This is a genomic window from Andreprevotia chitinilytica DSM 18519, assembly GCF_000711875.1.
In the GTDB taxonomy this organism is placed as follows: domain Bacteria; phylum Pseudomonadota; class Gammaproteobacteria; order Burkholderiales; family Chitinibacteraceae; genus Andreprevotia; species Andreprevotia chitinilytica.
The window spans coordinates 134,591-151,343 of the sequence record NZ_JONM01000010.1 but is presented as its reverse complement, the minus strand read 5'-3'; the positions used below and the strand labels follow the sequence as shown (position 1 = coordinate 151,343).

Annotated in this window: 19 protein-coding genes; 14 read left to right on the top strand and 5 right to left on the bottom strand. The window is 60.2% G+C overall.

Annotation, left to right across the window (positions count from 1 at the left end):
- The first annotated feature begins 53 nt into the window (after nucleotides 1–53).
- Nucleotides 54–746 (top strand): urea ABC transporter ATP-binding subunit UrtE, encoded by a 693-nt coding sequence (urtE, locus tag BR41_RS14575; RefSeq protein ID WP_035058076.1) that lies wholly within the window; start codon nucleotides 54–56, stop codon nucleotides 744–746.
- A 225-nt stretch (nucleotides 747–971) separates the two neighbouring features.
- On the opposite strand, the gene BR41_RS14570 is transcribed toward urtE, so the two are convergent.
- Complete coding sequence (locus BR41_RS14570; RefSeq protein ID WP_035058074.1) at nucleotides 972–1,553, bottom strand: TetR/AcrR family transcriptional regulator; 582 nt, start codon at nucleotides 1,551–1,553, stop codon at nucleotides 972–974.
- A gap of 250 nt (nucleotides 1,554–1,803) precedes the next feature.
- On the opposite strand from BR41_RS14570, the gene BR41_RS14565 reads away from it, so the two are divergent.
- Nucleotides 1,804–3,402: a DHA2 family efflux MFS transporter permease subunit gene (locus BR41_RS14565; RefSeq protein ID WP_035058072.1), complete on the top strand. Its 1,599-nt coding sequence runs from the start codon at nucleotides 1,804–1,806 to the stop codon at nucleotides 3,400–3,402.
- A 163-nt stretch (nucleotides 3,403–3,565) separates the two neighbouring features.
- On the opposite strand, the gene corA is transcribed toward BR41_RS14565, so the two are convergent.
- Nucleotides 3,566–4,528, bottom strand: a complete 963-nt coding sequence (gene corA, locus BR41_RS14560) for a magnesium/cobalt transporter CorA (protein WP_035058070.1) — start codon at nucleotides 4,526–4,528, stop codon at nucleotides 3,566–3,568.
- A 238-nt stretch (nucleotides 4,529–4,766) separates the two neighbouring features.
- On the opposite strand from corA, the gene BR41_RS14555 reads away from it, so the two are divergent.
- The 5 genes from BR41_RS14555 to grxD all read left to right on the top strand — a co-directional run bounded on the left by BR41_RS14555 (nucleotide 4,767) and on the right by grxD (nucleotide 8,395).
- Entirely contained in the window at nucleotides 4,767–5,510 is a 744-nt protein-coding gene (locus BR41_RS14555; protein WP_084187194.1) for an EAL domain-containing protein, read from the top strand.
- Between the two features lie 77 nt (nucleotides 5,511–5,587).
- Nucleotides 5,588–6,400 (top strand): peptide chain release factor N(5)-glutamine methyltransferase, encoded by an 813-nt coding sequence (gene prmC / locus BR41_RS14550; RefSeq protein WP_035058068.1) that lies wholly within the window; start codon nucleotides 5,588–5,590, stop codon nucleotides 6,398–6,400.
- 117 nt (nucleotides 6,401–6,517) lie between these two features.
- Entirely contained in the window at nucleotides 6,518–6,784 is a 267-nt protein-coding gene (locus BR41_RS14545) for a metal-sensing transcriptional repressor (protein WP_035058067.1), read from the top strand.
- Nucleotides 6,785–6,795: 11 nt separating this feature from the next.
- Nucleotides 6,796–7,944, top strand: a complete 1,149-nt coding sequence (locus tag BR41_RS14540) for a nickel/cobalt efflux transporter (protein ID WP_035058066.1) — start codon at nucleotides 6,796–6,798, stop codon at nucleotides 7,942–7,944.
- Between the two features lie 121 nt (nucleotides 7,945–8,065).
- On the top strand, nucleotides 8,066–8,395 hold the full coding sequence (grxD, locus tag BR41_RS14535; protein WP_035058064.1) for a Grx4 family monothiol glutaredoxin: 330 nt from the start codon (nucleotides 8,066–8,068) through the stop codon (nucleotides 8,393–8,395).
- A 36-nt stretch (nucleotides 8,396–8,431) separates the two neighbouring features.
- Here grxD and BR41_RS14530 read toward each other — a convergent pair whose 3' ends face one another.
- The 3 genes from BR41_RS14530 to BR41_RS14520 all read right to left on the bottom strand — a co-directional run bounded on the left by BR41_RS14530 (nucleotide 8,432) and on the right by BR41_RS14520 (nucleotide 11,591).
- Nucleotides 8,432–9,646 carry a GNAT family N-acetyltransferase gene (locus BR41_RS14530; protein WP_245615910.1) on the bottom strand — a complete coding sequence of 405 codons (1,215 nt, stop codon included), beginning with the start codon at nucleotides 9,644–9,646 and terminating at the stop codon, nucleotides 8,432–8,434.
- 303 nt (nucleotides 9,647–9,949) lie between these two features.
- Nucleotides 9,950–10,648: a type II secretion system protein GspD gene (locus tag BR41_RS14525; protein WP_051711003.1), complete on the bottom strand. Its 699-nt coding sequence runs from the start codon at nucleotides 10,646–10,648 to the stop codon at nucleotides 9,950–9,952.
- Between the two features lie 19 nt (nucleotides 10,649–10,667).
- A complete protein-coding gene (locus BR41_RS14520) occupies nucleotides 10,668–11,591 on the bottom strand; it encodes a hypothetical protein (RefSeq protein WP_169741309.1) in 924 nt (307 codons plus the stop codon).
- A 307-nt stretch (nucleotides 11,592–11,898) separates the two neighbouring features.
- On the opposite strand from BR41_RS14520, the gene BR41_RS14515 reads away from it, so the two are divergent.
- From BR41_RS14515 to BR41_RS14485, 7 genes are read left to right on the top strand one after another with little or no spacing between them, the layout of a single operon-like run.
- Nucleotides 11,899–12,708 (top strand): ABC transporter ATP-binding protein, encoded by an 810-nt coding sequence (locus BR41_RS14515; protein ID WP_035058058.1) that lies wholly within the window; start codon nucleotides 11,899–11,901, stop codon nucleotides 12,706–12,708.
- Nucleotides 12,701–13,495 (top strand): lipid asymmetry maintenance ABC transporter permease subunit MlaE, encoded by a 795-nt coding sequence (gene mlaE / locus BR41_RS14510; RefSeq protein WP_035058055.1) that lies wholly within the window; start codon nucleotides 12,701–12,703, stop codon nucleotides 13,493–13,495. The genes BR41_RS14515 and mlaE overlap by 8 nt, the downstream gene beginning before the upstream one ends.
- Nucleotides 13,495–13,998: an outer membrane lipid asymmetry maintenance protein MlaD gene (gene mlaD, locus BR41_RS14505; protein WP_035058052.1), complete on the top strand. Its 504-nt coding sequence runs from the start codon at nucleotides 13,495–13,497 to the stop codon at nucleotides 13,996–13,998. Before mlaE ends, mlaD begins: the two co-directional genes overlap by 1 nt.
- A 1-nt stretch (nucleotide 13,999) precedes the next feature.
- Nucleotides 14,000–14,611: an MlaC/ttg2D family ABC transporter substrate-binding protein gene (locus BR41_RS14500; RefSeq protein ID WP_035058049.1), complete on the top strand. Its 612-nt coding sequence runs from the start codon at nucleotides 14,000–14,002 to the stop codon at nucleotides 14,609–14,611.
- Nucleotides 14,608–14,883, top strand: a complete 276-nt coding sequence (locus tag BR41_RS14495) for an STAS domain-containing protein (RefSeq protein ID WP_035058047.1) — start codon at nucleotides 14,608–14,610, stop codon at nucleotides 14,881–14,883. Before BR41_RS14500 ends, BR41_RS14495 begins: the two co-directional genes overlap by 4 nt.
- 59 nt (nucleotides 14,884–14,942) lie before the next feature.
- Nucleotides 14,943–15,821: an MlaA family lipoprotein gene (locus tag BR41_RS14490; RefSeq protein WP_035058043.1), complete on the top strand. Its 879-nt coding sequence runs from the start codon at nucleotides 14,943–14,945 to the stop codon at nucleotides 15,819–15,821.
- Nucleotides 15,818–16,726, top strand: coding sequence for an ABC transporter ATP-binding protein (locus tag BR41_RS14485; RefSeq protein ID WP_035058040.1), 909 nt, complete (start codon nucleotides 15,818–15,820; stop codon nucleotides 16,724–16,726). The genes BR41_RS14490 and BR41_RS14485 overlap by 4 nt, the downstream gene beginning before the upstream one ends.
- Nucleotides 16,727–16,753 lie beyond the last annotated feature (27 nt).

Here is a 16,753-nt window from a genome sequence, read left to right as displayed (position 1 = left end):
CCATGAGTGTGAGAGGGGAGAAAGTCGGTTCACCAAGATTGCAGAGGCACCACATGCTAAAAGTCGAAAACCTCAACCAATACTACGGCGGCAGTCATATCCTGCGCGGGCTGTCGTTCACGGCCGAGCCGGGCAAGGTGACGACGCTGCTGGGCCGTAACGGCGTCGGCAAGACGACGCTGCTCAAATGCCTGATGGGCCTCGTTCCGGCACAAAGCGGCAGCATCCGCTTCGGCGAGGCGGATATCACCCGCGCCGCGTCTTACGTACGCGTGCAGGCGGGCATCGGCTACGTGCCTCAGGGCCGGGAGATTTTTCCGCGTTTGTCGGTGGAAGAAAACCTGCTGATGGGCTTGGCGACGCAATCCGGCCGCACGCCGATCCCACCGCGCATCTTCGAGATGTTCCCGGTGCTGAAGCAGATGCTTGGCCGGCGTGGCGGTGATCTGTCAGGTGGCCAGCAGCAGCAACTCGCCATCGGCCGCGCATTGGCGATGGGGCCGAAGTTGCTGATCCTCGATGAGCCGACCGAGGGAATCCAGCCCTCCATCATCAAGGACATCGAACGCGCCATCCGCGCCTTGGCGGAAACCGGCGAGATGGCGATTCTGCTGGTGGAGCAGTACTACGACTTCGCCCGCTCGCTGGCCGATCACTATCTGGTGATGGAGCGCGGCGAGATCATCCGCGAGGGCAAGGGCAGCGAGATGGAGGCGGATGGGGTGCGGGCGTTGTTGTCGGTTTAGATTGGCTGGAAACCTTAAATCTCGCAGAGAACACAGAGGTTCACAGAGAAAACCAACCGCAAAGAGGCTGGGATTTCTGTAGGAGCGAGCTTGCTCGCGATGGCGACACTTGAAATGCCACCATCGCGAGCAAGCTCGCTCCTACATGCTTTCTCTCAATCGGTTTTGCCTTTCTCTGTGAAACCTCTGTGTTCTCTGCGCCCTCTGTCGTTCAAGGTTTGGGTTTTAATCCAATCCGCCCACCACCACCCCCCCCTGCCGCAACCCCGCCTGCAACATCGTCTGCGCCAACGTCGGGTCGGTCACTGCCCGCGCCATCGTCAACGTCCCGACCATGCTGCCGACGATCCCGGTCGCGTAATCGGGCGATGCGCCATCGGCGCGCAGGGTGTCTTCCACTAAACCAATCAAGGCCTGCAATTGCTCGGTGAACTGGGTGCGGGCTTCGGGGCTGTGGTGGGGAATCTCGCTGCCGACTGCCGCCGCCATGCAGCCGCTGCCGGGCTGTTCCAGATGCGCGGGGGATAGATAGGTTTCGGCCAAGGCCGTTGTCTGTGCGCCGGGGGCGGCGGCTGCGGCGATCTGGCGCAGGCGGTCGATGGTCTGAGTGAACGCATCCACGCAGGCCGCACCGACCAAGTCTTCCTTGCTGGCGAAGTGCGCGTAAAACCCGCCGTGGGTGAGGCCGGCGCTGGACATCAAACTGGCCACCCCTACCGCATCGATGCCTTCCTCGCGGAACCGGCGTGATGCGGTTTCCACGATGCGTTGGCGTGTTCCCAGCTTGTGTTCCTTGGCATATCGCATGTTCTGTTCCTAATCCTTGGGCGATCTGGCCGTAGCGCAGACATATGCGACGGCGGCGGCGATGACGCCATTATCCGCAATCAACCGGCGATGGCCCAGACCGGCCACTTCCAGCATTTCCGCACCATGCCAAGCCGCCGTGGCTGGTGGCTATGGGGAAGACGCTCGAAGGAAGGCATGGTGTTTTCATTTAAATGATGACTATCATATTATGTCCATCATGCAATGAAACCACAAGGATGCATCCGCCATGTCCCCGCCCGGTACGCAAGCTCAGAGCAACGATCCGCCCGCGCCGCATCCGCTGACCGACCGCCAGAAAATGATGCTGTTTCTGATCATGGCGCTCGGTCAGTTCATGGCGCTGCTCGATACGCAAATCGTGGCGGCATCGCTCAATGAGATTCAGGCCGGGCTGGCGGCGAGCGCCGACGAAATCTCCTGGGTGCAAACGGCCTATCTGATCGCTGAAATCATCATGATTCCGCTCTCCGGCTACCTGAGCCGCACGTTCTCCACCCGCTGGCTGTTCACCGCATCCGCAATCGCTTTTACCGTCGCCAGCATGGCGTGCGGGCTGGCGTGGAATATCGAATCGATGATCGTGTTCCGTGCCATTCAGGGCTTTGTCGGCGGGGCGATGGTGCCGACGGTGTTTGCCACTGGCTTTGCGCTGTTCCAGGGCAAGAAGCAGGCGCTGATCCCGGCGATTCTGGGTATCGTGTCCACCCTCGCGCCTACGCTGGGGCCGACGATCGGTGGCTATGTCACGCAGTCGTTGTCCTGGCACTGGCTGTTCTTCCTGAACATCGTGCCGGGAATCGTGATCTCGATCGCGGTGCCGATCATGTGCCGCATCGATCTGCCGGATTTGCGGCTGTTGCGCACCATCGACGTGATCGGAGCCCTATTGCTGACGGTGTTTCTCGGCTCGCTGGAATACGTGCTGGAGGAAGGCCCGCGGCAGGATTGGTTCGACGATCCGTTGATCAGCGGGCTGACCCTCGTTTCCGTAGTGAGCGGTGTTTTTTTCATTGCCCGGGCATTGCAGCACGCCAACCCGATCGTCGATCTGCACGCCTTGCGCTCGCGCACTTTCGCCATGGCGTGCTCGATCAATTTCGTGACCGGGTTTGGTATCTTCGGCACCGTCTACATGCTGCCCTTGTTCCTCGCCCGAATCGGCGGACTGAACAGCCTGCAGATCGGCAGCGCGGTATTCGTGGCCGGGGTGTTCATGGTGCTGTCGACGCCGCCGACAGCGATATTGTCGCGGCGAATGGATTTGCGGCTGATGACCGCCATCGGCTTGGTGATGTTTGCAGTGGCGGTATATGGCATGAGCCAGGTCAGCTCGGATTGGCGTGGCGAGCAATTCTTCTGGCCACAGGCGCTGCGCGGTTTTGCCAGCATGTTTTGCATCGTGCCGGCAACGACGCTGGCGCTGGGTTCGCTACCGCCGAGTCAATTGAAGATGGCGAGCGCACTGTTCAACACCACGCGCAATCTGGGCGGCGCCATCGGTATCGCGACCATCAATACCATGTTGAACAATCGCGGCAAATCGCATTACGCGGAGTTGGTCGAGTCGCTGCAGCGGGGGCGATTGGCGGTCGATGATTATATGGCGGCGATGACGCAGTTCTTTACCCCCACCGCCGGCAGCGCGGCCGAGGCGCAGCATATGGCGCTGGCGCATTTGTCATCGCTGGTGTCGAGAGAGGCGAATACCCTGGCGTTTGCCGATGCATTCCGGATCGTGGCGTTGCTGTTTGCGCTGGTGTTGCTGCTGGTGCCCTTCATGGGCAAGCCGCGTGGGTCGGTGAAGGTATCGGTTTCGGATCATTGAGCACCGTAGGATCGGTTGAGCGAAAGCGATACCCACGCGGTTGCGTTCAACGTGAGCGATGGGTATCGCAAGCTCAACCCATCCTACACGGGCCGCCTCGGTAGCCCGGACGGCTCTGCCGGCCGGGCTACAAATGCAGCTGGAGGAGGGGGCGGAATGAGCCCTACAACCAGCCCTTCTTCTTGAAGAACCAATACGGCGCGATGCCGGATAGCACCATCAACAGCAGTGCGAACGGGTAGCCGAATTCCCAGCTCAGCTCCGGCATGCGGCCGAAATTCATGCCGTAGATGCTGGCGATCATCGTCGGCGGCAGGAACACCACGGCGGCGATGGAGAAGATTTTGATGATCTTGCTTTGCGACAGGTTGATCAGGCCCATCACCGCGTCCATCAGGAAGTTGATCTTGTCGAACAGGAAGCCGGTGTGGTTGTTCAGTGACTCCAGATCGCGCAGGATTTCACGTAGATCGCCTTCCTGCTCGCGCTGCAGCACGCGTGAACGCAGCAGGTAGGACAGAGAGCGGCGTGTATCCATCAAATCCAGCCGCACCTTGCCGTTGACGTCTTCCTGCAGCGCGATGTCGGCCACCGTTTCGGCCATCGCCTTGTCGTTCATCTCCGTCTCGCGGTTCAGCACGCGGGCGCTGACTTTTTCCAACGCGCTATAGATGCCTTCGAGCACGTCGGCATCGTGTTCGATGGCGGCTTCGTAGATCGAGAGCAGGATGTCCTCGGCGTTTTCAACCAGGCCGGTCTGCACGCGAGCCCGCATGCGGAAGAGTCGGAACACGGCGAGTTCTTCCTGCCGCATCGTCAGCAGCCGCCGTTCGTGCAAATGGAACGACACGGTGACGTTGTTCGCGCCCTCGGCGCTCTGGTGCAGAAAGCAGGAGTTGAGGTGCAGGCCGGCTTCGTCCTGATAGCAGCGGGCGGATTCCTCGATGTCCTCCAGCTCCTGGTCATCCGGCAGCGCCAGCCGGAACACGCTTTGCACCAGCGTGCGTTCGTCATCGCTCGGGTCGATCAGATCGACCCAGATGACTTCCGGGCGGGCGAGGTCGGCGGGTGTTTCCACCGGAAACTGGACCAGACGGCCGTGGGCGAGCTGAAAGGCGGCGAGCATGGCGGACTCCGGGTGGATTGATGGGGTGAATGGATGACGGCAAAGGCCAGGGCCGCGCGATTATATAAGTGAACGCCCCGGCCTCATTGCGTGCATATCTGCATGTATTTGTTCGGGCAGGTTCAGGGTGAGGAGCAATCGCCAGCCGACGGAACGGCGGAAGTGTGACAAACTGCGGCTCCATAAGTGCTTACCCGTATGCCGATGCCCGCCACCGATCAGGTAGCATCAGCCGAAAATGACAAAAACATCCTCGCCGGCCCATCGGATGCTATCCCCCGCCTCTTTGATCGAACTGCTGCACAGCCGTCGTTTTGGTGTCGAGTACCAACCTATCGTCCAAGTGAAAAGCGGCGAGGCGTTCGGCTATGAGGCGCTGGCGCGGTTCTATGCGGCCGACGGCGGGGCCGTGCCGCCGCAGACGGTGTTCGATGCGCTGGAATCCCACCCGCTGGCGCTGTATCAGGTCGAGCACTTGCTCAAGCGCATGCAGCTGGATGAAGCGCCGTCAGGTGAGCTATTCATCAATCTCGATCCGGATACCTTCCACCTTGGCGCGAGCGATAGTGGCGAGCACGCGCTGGTCGAGATGATGAGCGAGCGTCCGAATGTGACGGTCGAGATCATCGAAAACGCCTCGTTTTGCGATGCCGAGAAAAGCCTGGCGATGGCGAGCACCTTCGCCGAGCGCAACGTTGGCCTGGCGCTGGATGACATCGGCGCGCCAGCCTCCATGTTGTCTTTGCCGGTGCTGCTGCACATGGATTACCTCAAGTTCGACCGGCACTGGTGGGATCACTGGCAAAGCCCCGGCTACCGCAAGCTGCTCGCTACGCTGATGCGCTTCGCCCGCGATCATGGGCAGTCGACCATCCTCGAAGGCGTCGAGACCGCCGAGCAATGGACCGAAGCGGTCGCGCTGGGCGTCGATTATGTGCAGGGCTATTTCTTCCGCGAGTGTTTCCATACGGTTCACCCCTGAGCCGCCGGTCCGCCCGACTCTGCCGACGTCCTCCAACGTTCTAAATAATTCACATACTGGCTGGTAGACTGCCGGCCATGCCGACTTACCAGCATCTCCTTCGTGCCAGCGGCCTTGCCCGCATTGATGCGCAAGCCTTGTTTGCACATGTGTCCGGCCATGGCCGCGCGTGGCTGATCGCCCATGCGCAGGACAAGGCCGACCCGGCGCTTGTGGCTGCATTCAAAGTGCTTGCCGCCCGTCGGCTGACAGGCGAACCGGTGGCGTATCTGGTCGGTTCGCGTGAGTTCTATGGCCGTGAATTCGCCGTGAATCCGGCCGTCTTGATTCCCCGTCCTGAAACCGAATTGCTGATCGAGCTGGCGCTGCAACGCGCACCGGCCAATGCACGCGTGGTCGATCTGGGCACGGGTTCGGGCTGTATCCCGGTCACGCTCAAACTGGAGCGGCCAGATCTGGCGGTGAGCGCGGTTGATGTTTCCGTCGCGGCGTTGGAAGTTGCGCGATCCAACGCGCAGCAATTGGCAGCCGAAGTACGCATGCTCGAATCCGACTGGTTTGCCGCGCTGGCGGGTGACACGTTCGAGCTGATCGTCTCCAACCCGCCGTATATCGAGCAACACGACCCGCATCTGGCGCAGGGCGACCTGCGCTTCGAGCCGCGTGGCGCGCTGACTGATGAGGCAGACGGCTTGGCGCATATCCGCCGCATCGTGGCGGGTGCAGCCGCGCATCTGGTGGCGAATGGCTGGCTGTTGTTCGAGCACGGCTTCGATCAGGGGGAGGCGAGCCGGGCGCTGTTGGCCAAGGCCGGATTCCTCGCCGTCGAGACCTGGCCGGATTTGGCCGGACTGGATCGGGTGACAGGTGGTCAGTGGGGCGGCCTGTAACCGGGCCATCACGAACGGGCAGCACAATCAGCGCAACTGGTCGTCAATGCTTCGGCATCGATGCGGGCGGCATATTCCGTGTTATTATCCTATCCCCCAGGATAGGATTTGAAGGTTATGAGCGCTCACACAAGCCATCCGGACATCATCAAGCGGCTCAAGCGGGCTGACGGGCATCTCAAAAGCATCATCGAGATGCTGGAAACAGGCCGGGGTTGCCTGGAAGTTGCCCAGCAATTGCAGGCGGTGGAAAAAGCCATCACCAACGCCAAGAAAACCTTGGTGCACGACCATATCGATCATTGCCTTGACCATGCGGTTGAGGAGGGGGGCGATAACGCTGCCGCAGTGCGCGAGTTCAAGGCCATCACCAAATACCTTTAGGAGTCATTCCGATGACCGATATTTCCGCGTTGCTGCAGCAGGGCGCCAGCAACATCTGGATGTTCATCCCCAGCGCCATTCTGCTTGGCGCATTGCACGGGCTGGAACCGGGCCATTCCAAGACCATGATGGCGGCCTTCATCGTGGCCGTGCGGGGCACGGTGGGTCAGGCGGTGCTGCTTGGTCTGTCGGCCACGTTATCGCACACGGCGGTAGTCTGGGCGGTGGCGATGGCTGGTTTGTATTTCGGCGGCCACCTGAATGCCGAGGCGACCGAGCCGTATTTCCAGGTCGCATCGGCGGTGCTGATCATTGGTGTAGCCACATGGATGATGTGGCGCACGTGGCGGGAGGAACGGGCTCGCCACCAGCATGAACACGGTCATTCACATGGGCATGACCACGGCCATGATCATCATCACGAAGATGAAACCAAGTGGATCGACACCGGCCACGGCCTGTTGCGCATGGAAGTGTTCGAAAACGGCGTGCCGCCGCGCTTTCGCTTGTATGCCGAGGAGGGTGCGCGCCCGATGGCATGGTCGCCGGCATCCGTTGCCGTGGAAACCGAACGCGCCGGTGGCGTGCGGCAAAGCTTCACTTTCGTTCAGCGCGATGGCTTTCTGGAGTCGGTCGAGGAAATCCCCGAGCCGCACGAATTCATCGCCCGGCTCAAACTTGGTCATGGCGATCACACCCATGATTACGACGTCGAATACACCGAACACGGCCATGCCCACGCGGTGACGGATTACGCCGGCCTCGATCTGACCGCGCCCGGCTATCAGGACCCGCACGAACTGGCCCACGCCAACGATATCCGCCGTCGCTTTGCCAACCGTGACGTGACAACCGGGCAGATCGTCGTGTTCGGCCTGACCGGTGGGCTGATTCCTTGCCCGGCGGCGATTACGGTGTTGCTGCTGTGCCTGCAGCTGAAGAAGGTCACGCTAGGCGCGACACTGGTGCTGGGTTTCAGCATCGGCTTGGCGCTGACGATGGTGATGTCTGGCGTGATCGCGGCAATCGGCATGCGGCATGCTGCCAAGCGCTGGTCCGGCTTTGGCGAGTTCGCCCGCAAGGCACCGTATTTCTCTAGCGCGCTGATCTTGCTGGTGGGGTTGTATGTTGGCTATCAGGGCTTGCATGCGCTGCTATAGCCGCTACGTGACGGTGGTCGAGACGCCTTGTCGGAACCTGATTGAGCGCGCCTTGTCGGCGCGGGGAACTCACCGTTACAATATCCGACTAATTTAATCGGTTAATTCGAGACTTCACCCCATGAGCGAACGCAACATCCAACAGGAAATCCACCAGATCGTCACCGAAAATCCGGTGGCCTTGTTCATGAAGGGAACCCCGACCTTCCCGCAATGCGGCTTCTCCGCCGGTGCAGTGCAACTGCTGAAGAACGTGGGTGTGCCGTTCGCTGCCGTCAACGTGCTGGCCGATCCGGATATCCGCCAGGGCATCAAGGACTACGCCAACTGGCCGACGATTCCGCAGCTCTATATCAAGGGCGAGTTCGTCGGCGGTTCGGACATCATGAAAGAGCTGTATGCCAGCGGCGAGCTGCAGAAGCTGGTGGAAGAGTTCACCAAGGCGGCTTAAGCGCCTCCGGTGTCAGCCAGACCCCAAACCCCGATCTCATTGGTCGGGGTTTTTTGTTGCCTTAAAGGCTTCGTGGGCGAGCAGCGTTTCGTTGTATTCGTTGATCGCTGTTGATTCGCGGTCGAGGTAATCCCCCACCGCCCGTGCAAAACCGGGGTGGGCCAGCCAATGGGCCGAGTAGGTCATCTCGGGCGAAAAGCCCCGTGCCTGCTTGTGTTCGCCCTGCGCACCGCCTTCAAACACCGCAATGCCTTGCTCGATGGCGAACTCGATGCCCTGGTAGTAGCACAGCTCGAAATGCAATCCGGGTACGAAGCCACCGCCACCGGCTGACCAATCGGCCCCCCAATAGCGCCCATACAGCCGATCCGGCCCGACCAGATTGAACGCGCACGCCAGCGGCTCGCCATTGCGGTAGGCCATGATCAGTAGGCAGGCCTGCGGCATGGCCTCGCCCAGTTGCTGGAAAAACGCTTCGTTCAAATAGGGCGACGAACGATGCTCGTGATAGGTGTTGGCATAGCAGCGATTGAAGAACGCCCAGTCCGCCGCGCTGATGTCGTCGCCACGTTTGCGCACGATCTGGATGTCGGTGAGTTTGTTGCGCTCCTGGCGGATTTTCTTGCGCTTGTCGCGCTGCAGCGCGGCCAGAAAGGCGTCGAAATCGGGCCAGCCTTGATTGATCCAGTGAAATTGCACCTGCTGCCGCAGCAACAGCCCACGTGATTCGATCAGGTCGATATCGCTTTCCGGATGGAATAGCAGGTGAAAGCTGCTGGTGTCGTTTTCCTGCGCCAATTCGATTGCGGCATCAAGTAAGGCCGCGCGAGATGCGTCGTCCCGTGCCAGCAACCGGTTGCCGGGCACTGGGGTGAACGGAATCGCCGACAGCAGTTTCGGGTAGTACTCCAGGCCGTGTTCCGCATAAGCCCGTGCCCACGCCCAATCAAACACATACTCGCCGTAGGAGTGACGCTTGAGGTAAAGCGGCATCGCCGCCGCCAGCGTATCGCCATCCCACAGTGCCAGATGGCAGGGCCGCCAACCCGTATCGCTGCCGACGCAGCCGGTGTTTTCCAGCGCGGCCAGAAAGGCGTGCTGCAACATCGGCGCATCACCGGCGAGCGCATTCCATAGTTCGGCCGCGATATCCGTGATCTCGGCGTGGATGGTGGCTTTCAGGTGGCGTGGGGAGGATGTCGGGATGTGAGGCTGCATCGGCCAAGCATAGCGGTTTTCGATGGCTGCCAAAAATAGCTTCGCACGGGGCAAAAAAAGCCCCGCCAGAGGAAAGCGGGGTGCTTGGCAATCGATTTGACTGATGTTGGGTCGGCCCGAAAGGACCTGTGAGTTCTAGGGGAGCGACTGGCGCCTTGTACTATCTGCTTGGGCTCGCGTACGAGCTAGGTTGCGCACTGCTTACCGGCGCTGGACTGGTCGCAGATCGATCACGGCAATATGCGAATTGCCAGTGACGCTAAACCGGTTTTGGTTGCTGCCCAGCAATCGTCGCCACTGTTGTAGCCGGTAGCGATCCGGTCGTTGTCGACATCGCTACGGATGTTGCCTGCAACCGGGTTCACGCACTTGCAGCACCGGTACCTGGCTTTTGATTTTCTGGTCGCTGCTGGCGGCGAACATCTGTATCGCTGGGTCGTCCACGTAGCTGCTGATATTGGTGATGGTCGGGCGGACGTTGAGCGAGATCTGGTCGTCGCTGGCGATCTGCGGCGTGACTTGCATCACCAGACCCACCGGTACGGTATGCAGCACGCTGGTAAAGACACGGCTGACGACGTTGCCGTCGGTGTTGCGGTCTTCGGTGGCCTTGATGGTGAAGTAGACCTGCTCTTCGACCACTTTCATCAGTGCAGTCTGATTATTCAGCGCCATGATCTTCGGGCTCGACAGCACACGGGTGCGGCCGAACTGTTCCAGCAACTTGACGGTGGCGTTGAAGGTGCCGCCGAACAGGGTGTTGTTGGTGTAGGAGAGCGTGGTGAACGGTGAGGTAGCGAGATTGCTGCCGATGCTTTGCTGTTGCAGCGAGAGGCCCGCGCTGCCGCTGGCGATACGGCTCCAGTCCACGCCGGCCTGATACTGATTGTTGAGCGCGACTTCGACGATGGTGGCTTCGATCAAGGCCTGCCGCCGGGCGGATGCGCCGAGCCGGGACAAGAAGTCATCAACCTGTTTCTGAACCCGGGCCGGCGCGTTGACGACGATGAGGCCGGTTTCCGGATGGATGATCACGTCGCTGGGTTTGTTGTCGTCAGTGCCGCTGCCATCGGTACTGGCGCTGGCGGAGTCGAATTTCGGAATTTGCCGTTTCTTGAAATAGCCGCCGCAGCTTTGCAGTGCTGAGTTGGCGGTGTTTGGAGCTACTCAGCACGCGGTCATAAAGTTGTGGGGCTCCTGCATGGGCTGCTGATAGCTGCTTGGCGACATCGAGCCTTTGTTCGCGGGTGGTGCCGGCCAATTCCTGTTCGAGTTGCGCCTTGTTACGTCCGCTCTGGGCTGCCAGCTTGTCGATCTCGCGTTGTTTTTCCCGGTCGGCAAGGTGTTGCTGCATGGTTTGTGCGTTGCGCCGGCCACTGAGGACGAGATCGCACAAGCCGCGTTCAAGCCGCTCCCAGAACTGGTTGTCGACAAAGCCGCCGTAGACCGAGCTGCTGTATTCGTCCGAACCGTTGGCGACGGCCGCCTTGACGCGCGTGTAGGCGGCCGAGGCGCGTGCGATGTTCAGATAGTCGAGCGTGTAGGTCTGGTTGAAGGCGGTGTCCGGTTGCACGCTGAGTACGTTGTGTTCGAGTGTCCAGCGGATGTCGACCTGCCGGGCGATCCGCTCCATGATCTGCGGCAGGGTCTGGTCAATCGCGTTGACGGTGATGTGGCCGCTGACTGCAGGGTGGATGTCGAGATTGACCTTGGCATCGCGTGCCAGCGCAAACAGCAATTCGTTCACTGGCAGGTGGTTGACGACCAGGCTGTAAGTGTCGGCTGGAGCAGGTGCTTGTGGCTTGGGTAGCGGCGGCAGTATTGCGACTGGTTTGGGAATCGAGGCCGAGGAGATTGGGGCTGGCGCTGTCAGGTGACGACCAGTTTCGAGTGGAAGTCCGCTGGAGTTCACGCAGCCTGTCAGTGCGATCAATAGCGCGACGGTCAGCTGGTGTTTCAACGATTCAAACATCGGCACGGAATAGGGCTCGGTTACGTAGCTGGTTGGTTAATTCCTGCGTAGTTTGTAAGCAATTTATGCACTTTGTCCCTGAGACGCTTCTGGTTCTGCTTGGAGTGGGCTGTCGATATGTGTAGATCTGACGACGGAAAGCGAATGCGATGGATGCCGTGGCTGCGCAGAAGCACAAGAACGCTGCAATGGCCGGCTGCTGAGCGGGCTTGGCGACATCCTGACGTGAATATGTCGCTTGTGTGAGGCGCGGCACTAGGCGTTTGTCATTTGTCCGCTTAGAATGGCACCCGTTGTACTCACCAGTCTAAATATGCCCATTCCCGCCGTTGAATTCGAGCAAGTGCGTTTCGCCTATGGCGAAAGCGAGGTGCTGCGCGACGTGTCCTTCACGGTGGCGCGCGGCGAGGTCGTTGCCGTCATGGGCGGTTCTGGCTCGGGCAAGACCACACTACTGAAGCTGATTGGTGGGCAATTGCGGCCCAAGTCCGGTCAGGTGCGGGTCGATGGCGAGGCGGTTGGCGACTTGGGTGAGTCGGCGCTGTACGCAATGCGCCGCAAGCTGGGCATGCTGTTTCAGTTCGGCGCGCTGTTTACCGATCTGTCGGTTTACGAGAATGTCGCGTTCCCGTTGCGCGAGCGCTTGTCTCTACCCGAGTCGATCGTCAATGATCTGGTGTTGATGAAGCTGCAGGCGGTCGGGCTACGCGGGGCGGCGCAATTGATGCCGAACGAGTTGTCCGGTGGTATGGCCCGCCGGGTGGCGCTGGCCCGTGCGATTGCGCTCGATCCCTTGGTGATGTTGTATGACGAGCCGTTTACCGGCCTCGATCCGATTTCCCTTGGCGTCACCGGCAAGCTGATTCGCGAACTGAACGATGCACTCGGTAGTGCTTCCATTGTGGTGACGCATGACGTGGCTGAGTCACTGGCGATTGTCGACAAGGTGGTATTCCTCGCCGATGGCGTGATCGTTGCGCATGGCACGCCTGATGAAGTTCGCGCATCCGATCTTCCATTCGTCAAACAATTCATCAATAGCGAAACCGATGGCCCGGTGCCATTCCACAAGCCGGCGGCTCCGTATGGCGAAGAGCTGGGGTTGGAGGTGGTGCGTGGTTAATTGGATCGTCAAATTCTTCTCCCGCGTTGGTGAGCCATTTACCAACGCCTTGCTCAAGCTGGGCTTTGCCAGCCGTTTTCTGATTGCCATCCTGCGTCATTCGACGACTGCTTTGGTGCGCTTCCGGCTGACGTTGCGCGAGATCTGGTTTGCCGGCGTGCTTTCAGTGCTGATCATTGCGGTATCTGGCCTGTTCGTTGGCATGGTGCTCGCGCTGCAGGGGTACGACACCTTGGTGCGCTTCGGTGCATCCTCATCGCTGGGCATCCTGGTGGCGTTATCACTGGTGCGTGAGCTTGGCCCGGTGGTTGGGGCGTTGTTGTTTGCCAGCCGGGCCGGCTCTGCAATCACTGCCGAGATCGGCCTGATGAAAGCGACCGAGCAGCTCTCCGCGATGGAAATGATGGCGGTCAATCCAATCGCCCGTGTCGTTGCACCAAAGTTCTGGGGCGGCGTGATTTCAATGCCGCTGCTGGCCGCCATGTTCAGCGCCATGGGTATCTTTGGTGGCTACATCATCGGCGTGCAACTGTTGGGGCTCGATGCCGGCAGTTTCTGGTCACAAATGCAAAGCGCGATCGATTTCCAGCAGGACGTGCTCAACGGCGTGATCAAGAGCGTGTTTTTCGGGGTCGCGATTTCGTTGATCGCCGTATTCGAAGGTTTTGATGCGCCGCCGACCGCGGAGGGCGTGTCAGGCGCGACGACACGTACCGTCGTGACGTCGTCGCTGGTCATTCTTGGTCTGGATGTGCTCCTGACCGCATTCATGTTCAGAGGTGTTTGATGAAAAGAGGCTTGATTGACTTCTGGGTCGGCCTGTTTGTCGCGGCTGGCATTGCTTCGCTGCTGTTCCTGGCGCTCAAGGTCAGTAGTTCCAGCACGCTGCCCAAGAACCAGACTTATATGTTGACGGCGAATTTCGAGAATGTTGGCGGCCTGAAGACCCGTGCGCCGATCAAGAGCGCCGGCGTGGTCGTCGGGCGTGTCACGCGTATCGCCCTGGATCAGAAAACGTACATGGCACGGGTGACCATGGTGCTGGATAAGGAATATGAGTTCAGCCGTGACACAAGCGCACAAATCCTTACATCCGGTCTCCTCGGCGAGCAGTACATTGGTCTTGAGCCGGGCGCCGACGACAAGATGCTCAAAGATGGCGATCAGCTCAAGATCACGTCGTCTGCCGTAATTCTCGAACAGCTGATCAGCCGCTTCCTGTTCTCCAAGGCGCAGGAAGGCGGTCAGGCAACGAATAACGCACCGACGAATAACGCACCGGAGAAATAACATGAAAAAATGGCTTGCTGCACTGATGCTCGGCCTGCTTCCCGCGTTCGCGCTGGCCGCCAGCGGCGACACCCCGGAAGTGATCGTCAAGAACGTCAGCCGTGACGTGCTCGACGTGATCAAGAAAAACCCGAACGATCCCGCCGCCGTGCGCGATCAGGTTGGCAAGAAGGTCGAACCCTTGGCCGACTACACGCGCATGACGTCACTGGCGGTTGGCCGCTACTGGAAATCCGCCACGCCGGAGCAACAACAGGCGTTGAGCAACGAATTCCGCCAGATGCTGATCCGCACGTATCTTTCTGCGCTGACGATCTACAAGAACGCGCAAGTGAACGTGATCGGTACGCGGCCGGGCGATTCGGCTGACGAGCAAAGCGTGCGCACCGAAGTGAGCATCCCGAACCAAAAGCCGATTCCGCTCGAGTTCTACTTCGAAAAAGCCCAGGCCGGTTGGAAGGTGTATGACATCTCCGTTGATGGCATCAGCTTCACGGTGAATAACCGCAACCAGTTTGGCGCAGCCATTCGCCAAAAGGGTGTTGATGGCCTGATCAAGCAGCTTTCCGATCTGAACGCTGCTGCCAAAACCAACGCGAGCGCCGCCAAGTGAGCACGCAGGCGCTGACTGGCCGGTTAACGCTGGATACAGCCAGCGCCCGGCTGGGCGACGTCGTCTGGCCGGCCGCCGGCGAAGCGCTGACGCTGGATTTATCCGGCGTGGATGCAGGCGATTCGGCGGGGGTTTCGCTACTGCTGCATTGGTTGCGCGAGGCGCAGGCGCGGCGGGTGTCGCTGTCGCTCGCCGGTGTGCCAGATGGCTTGTTGCAGTTGGCGGGCTTGTATGGCGTCTCGCCGTGGATCGATTCGATCCGCAAGCAATAACGCGGCAATTTGCGCGGAATTCAACCTACAATAGCGCTTTACCCCGCCCCGCTTTCCCCATGCGCAAGCTGACCCTACTCTCATCGACCATTCTGGCGCTGCTGCTTGCCGGCTGTGCCACGCCGCAAAACAATTACGATCCGCTCGAGCCCGTCAATCGCAAGATCTTCGCGGTCAACATGGCTGTCGATCGTGCCGTGCTCAAGCCGGTGGCGACTGCTTACTCGCAGCACGCACCGGGCCCGGTCAAGCAGGCGACGCATGGCTTCTTTGACAACATCGATGACTTCTTCTCCGTGCTTGGCAATCTGGCGCAAGGCAAGTTTTCAGACGCATTTCAGAGTGCTGGCCGCGTGGCGGTGAATACCACGGTTGGTATGTTCGGTTTCGTCGATTGGGCTTCCGACATGGGCCTGAAAAAGACGAACGAAGATTTGGGTCAGGCGTTGGGTCACTGGGGCGTCGGCTCCGGGCCGTTTCTCATGCTGCCTTTCTTTGGCCCGAGTTCGGCGCGCGACCTGATCAACCCGGTTTCGCGTTACTACCTCGACCCGTATGCCCCGTTCAGTGATCCGTCCACGGCCGTGACGATTTTCCGTTATGGCATGGCAGGGGTGAGCGCTCGTGCCGATTTGTTGCCGCTCGATCCGATGATCGAATCGCAAATCGATCCATACGCCTACATCCGCGATGCATGGTTGCAGAAGCGCTACAACGACGTTTGGGACGGCAATCCACCCAAGCCGCTGGATATGGGCGGTGGCCCGGATGATGGCCCGGACGATGCGGCTCCCGGGGCGCCTGCAGATAAAGCGCAACCGGCCGCGGTTCCTGATGCCAAGGCACCAGCGGTCGATGCCCCGAAGGAAGCGCCCAAGTCAGAATCCACGGCACCGGCCACTGATGCCAGCAAACCGGCTGCGGAGCCGGTGCAGTGAGCGCAATTTGTTTCGACAACGTGGTGAAGCGCTTCGGCAACTTCACTGCACTTGATGGCGTCAGCTTCAATGTCGAACAAGGGGATTTCTTTGCGCTGCTTGGCCCGAATGGCGCTGGCAAGACCACGTTGATTTCGATTCTCGGTGGCCTTACCCAGTCGAGCGCCGGGGCGATCAGCGTGATGGGGCATGACGTGGCCGGGGATTACCGGGCCGCACGTCGTGCCGTCGGCATCGTGCCGCAAGAGCTGGTGTTCGATCCCTTCTTTACGGTGCGCGAAACGCTCACCTTCCAATCCGGCTATTTCGGTCTCAAGAACAACGATGCCTGGATTGACGAGATTCTCGAAAATCTCGGCCTCACCGAAAAAGCCAACACCAATATGCGTGCGCTCTCCGGCGGTATGAAACGCCGGGTGATGGTGGCGCAGGCACTGGTGCATCGTCCCCCGGTCATCGTGCTCGACGAGCCGACCGCCGGGGTCGACGTTGAGTTGCGCCAGACTTTGTGGGCCTTTATCCGCCGCCTGAATGCCGATGGCCACACCATCGTGCTGACCACGCACTATCTCGAAGAAGCCGAGGAGTTGTGTAACCGCATCGCCATGCTCAAGCAGGGCAAGTTGATCGCGCTGGAAGAAAAAACGGCGCTGATGAATCGTGGCAAGGCACGCTCGCTCACCTTGCGGCTCCGGCCGGCCGAATTGCCGGACGCTTTGCGCCCGCTGCTGGTCGCCGAGTGCGATGGCAATTTCGAACTGAAGCTTGCCGAGCCCGATGCGCTGACCGATATCCTCGTGGCCATCAAATCTGCCGGCATCAGCGTGCGCGATATCGAAGTCGCCAAGCCTGATCTGGAAGATATCTTCGTCGACATGATGCGCAACGTGCCGCGGGGTGCCTGAGGATGTCGACCCGCTTCATGCAGCCTG

What these genes read in the sequence shown, in the direction of transcription:
- BR41_RS14500 (WP_035058049.1), top strand. Translation starts at nt 14,000, where the DNA reads ATGAAAAAATGGCTTGCTGCACTGATGCTCGGCCTGCTTCCCGCGTTC.
- corA (WP_035058070.1), bottom strand. Translation starts at nt 4,528, where the DNA reads ATGCTCGCCGCCTTTCAGCTCGCCCACGGCCGTCTGGTCCAGTTTCCG.
- BR41_RS14570 (WP_035058074.1), bottom strand. Translation starts at nt 1,553, where the DNA reads ATGCGATATGCCAAGGAACACAAGCTGGGAACACGCCAACGCATCGTG.
- urtE (WP_035058076.1), top strand. Translation starts at nt 54, where the DNA reads ATGCTAAAAGTCGAAAACCTCAACCAATACTACGGCGGCAGTCATATC.
- BR41_RS14540 (WP_035058066.1), top strand. Translation starts at nt 6,796, where the DNA reads ATGACCGATATTTCCGCGTTGCTGCAGCAGGGCGCCAGCAACATCTGG.
- BR41_RS14565 (WP_035058072.1), top strand. Translation starts at nt 1,804, where the DNA reads ATGTCCCCGCCCGGTACGCAAGCTCAGAGCAACGATCCGCCCGCGCCG.
- mlaD (WP_035058052.1), top strand. Translation starts at nt 13,495, where the DNA reads ATGAAAAGAGGCTTGATTGACTTCTGGGTCGGCCTGTTTGTCGCGGCT.
- BR41_RS14515 (WP_035058058.1), top strand. Translation starts at nt 11,899, where the DNA reads ATGCCCATTCCCGCCGTTGAATTCGAGCAAGTGCGTTTCGCCTATGGC.
- BR41_RS14555 (WP_084187194.1), top strand. Translation starts at nt 4,767, where the DNA reads ATGACAAAAACATCCTCGCCGGCCCATCGGATGCTATCCCCCGCCTCT.
- BR41_RS14490 (WP_035058043.1), top strand. Translation starts at nt 14,943, where the DNA reads ATGCGCAAGCTGACCCTACTCTCATCGACCATTCTGGCGCTGCTGCTT.
- grxD (WP_035058064.1), top strand. Translation starts at nt 8,066, where the DNA reads ATGAGCGAACGCAACATCCAACAGGAAATCCACCAGATCGTCACCGAA.
- BR41_RS14545 (WP_035058067.1), top strand. Translation starts at nt 6,518, where the DNA reads ATGAGCGCTCACACAAGCCATCCGGACATCATCAAGCGGCTCAAGCGG.
- prmC (WP_035058068.1), top strand. Translation starts at nt 5,588, where the DNA reads ATGCCGACTTACCAGCATCTCCTTCGTGCCAGCGGCCTTGCCCGCATT.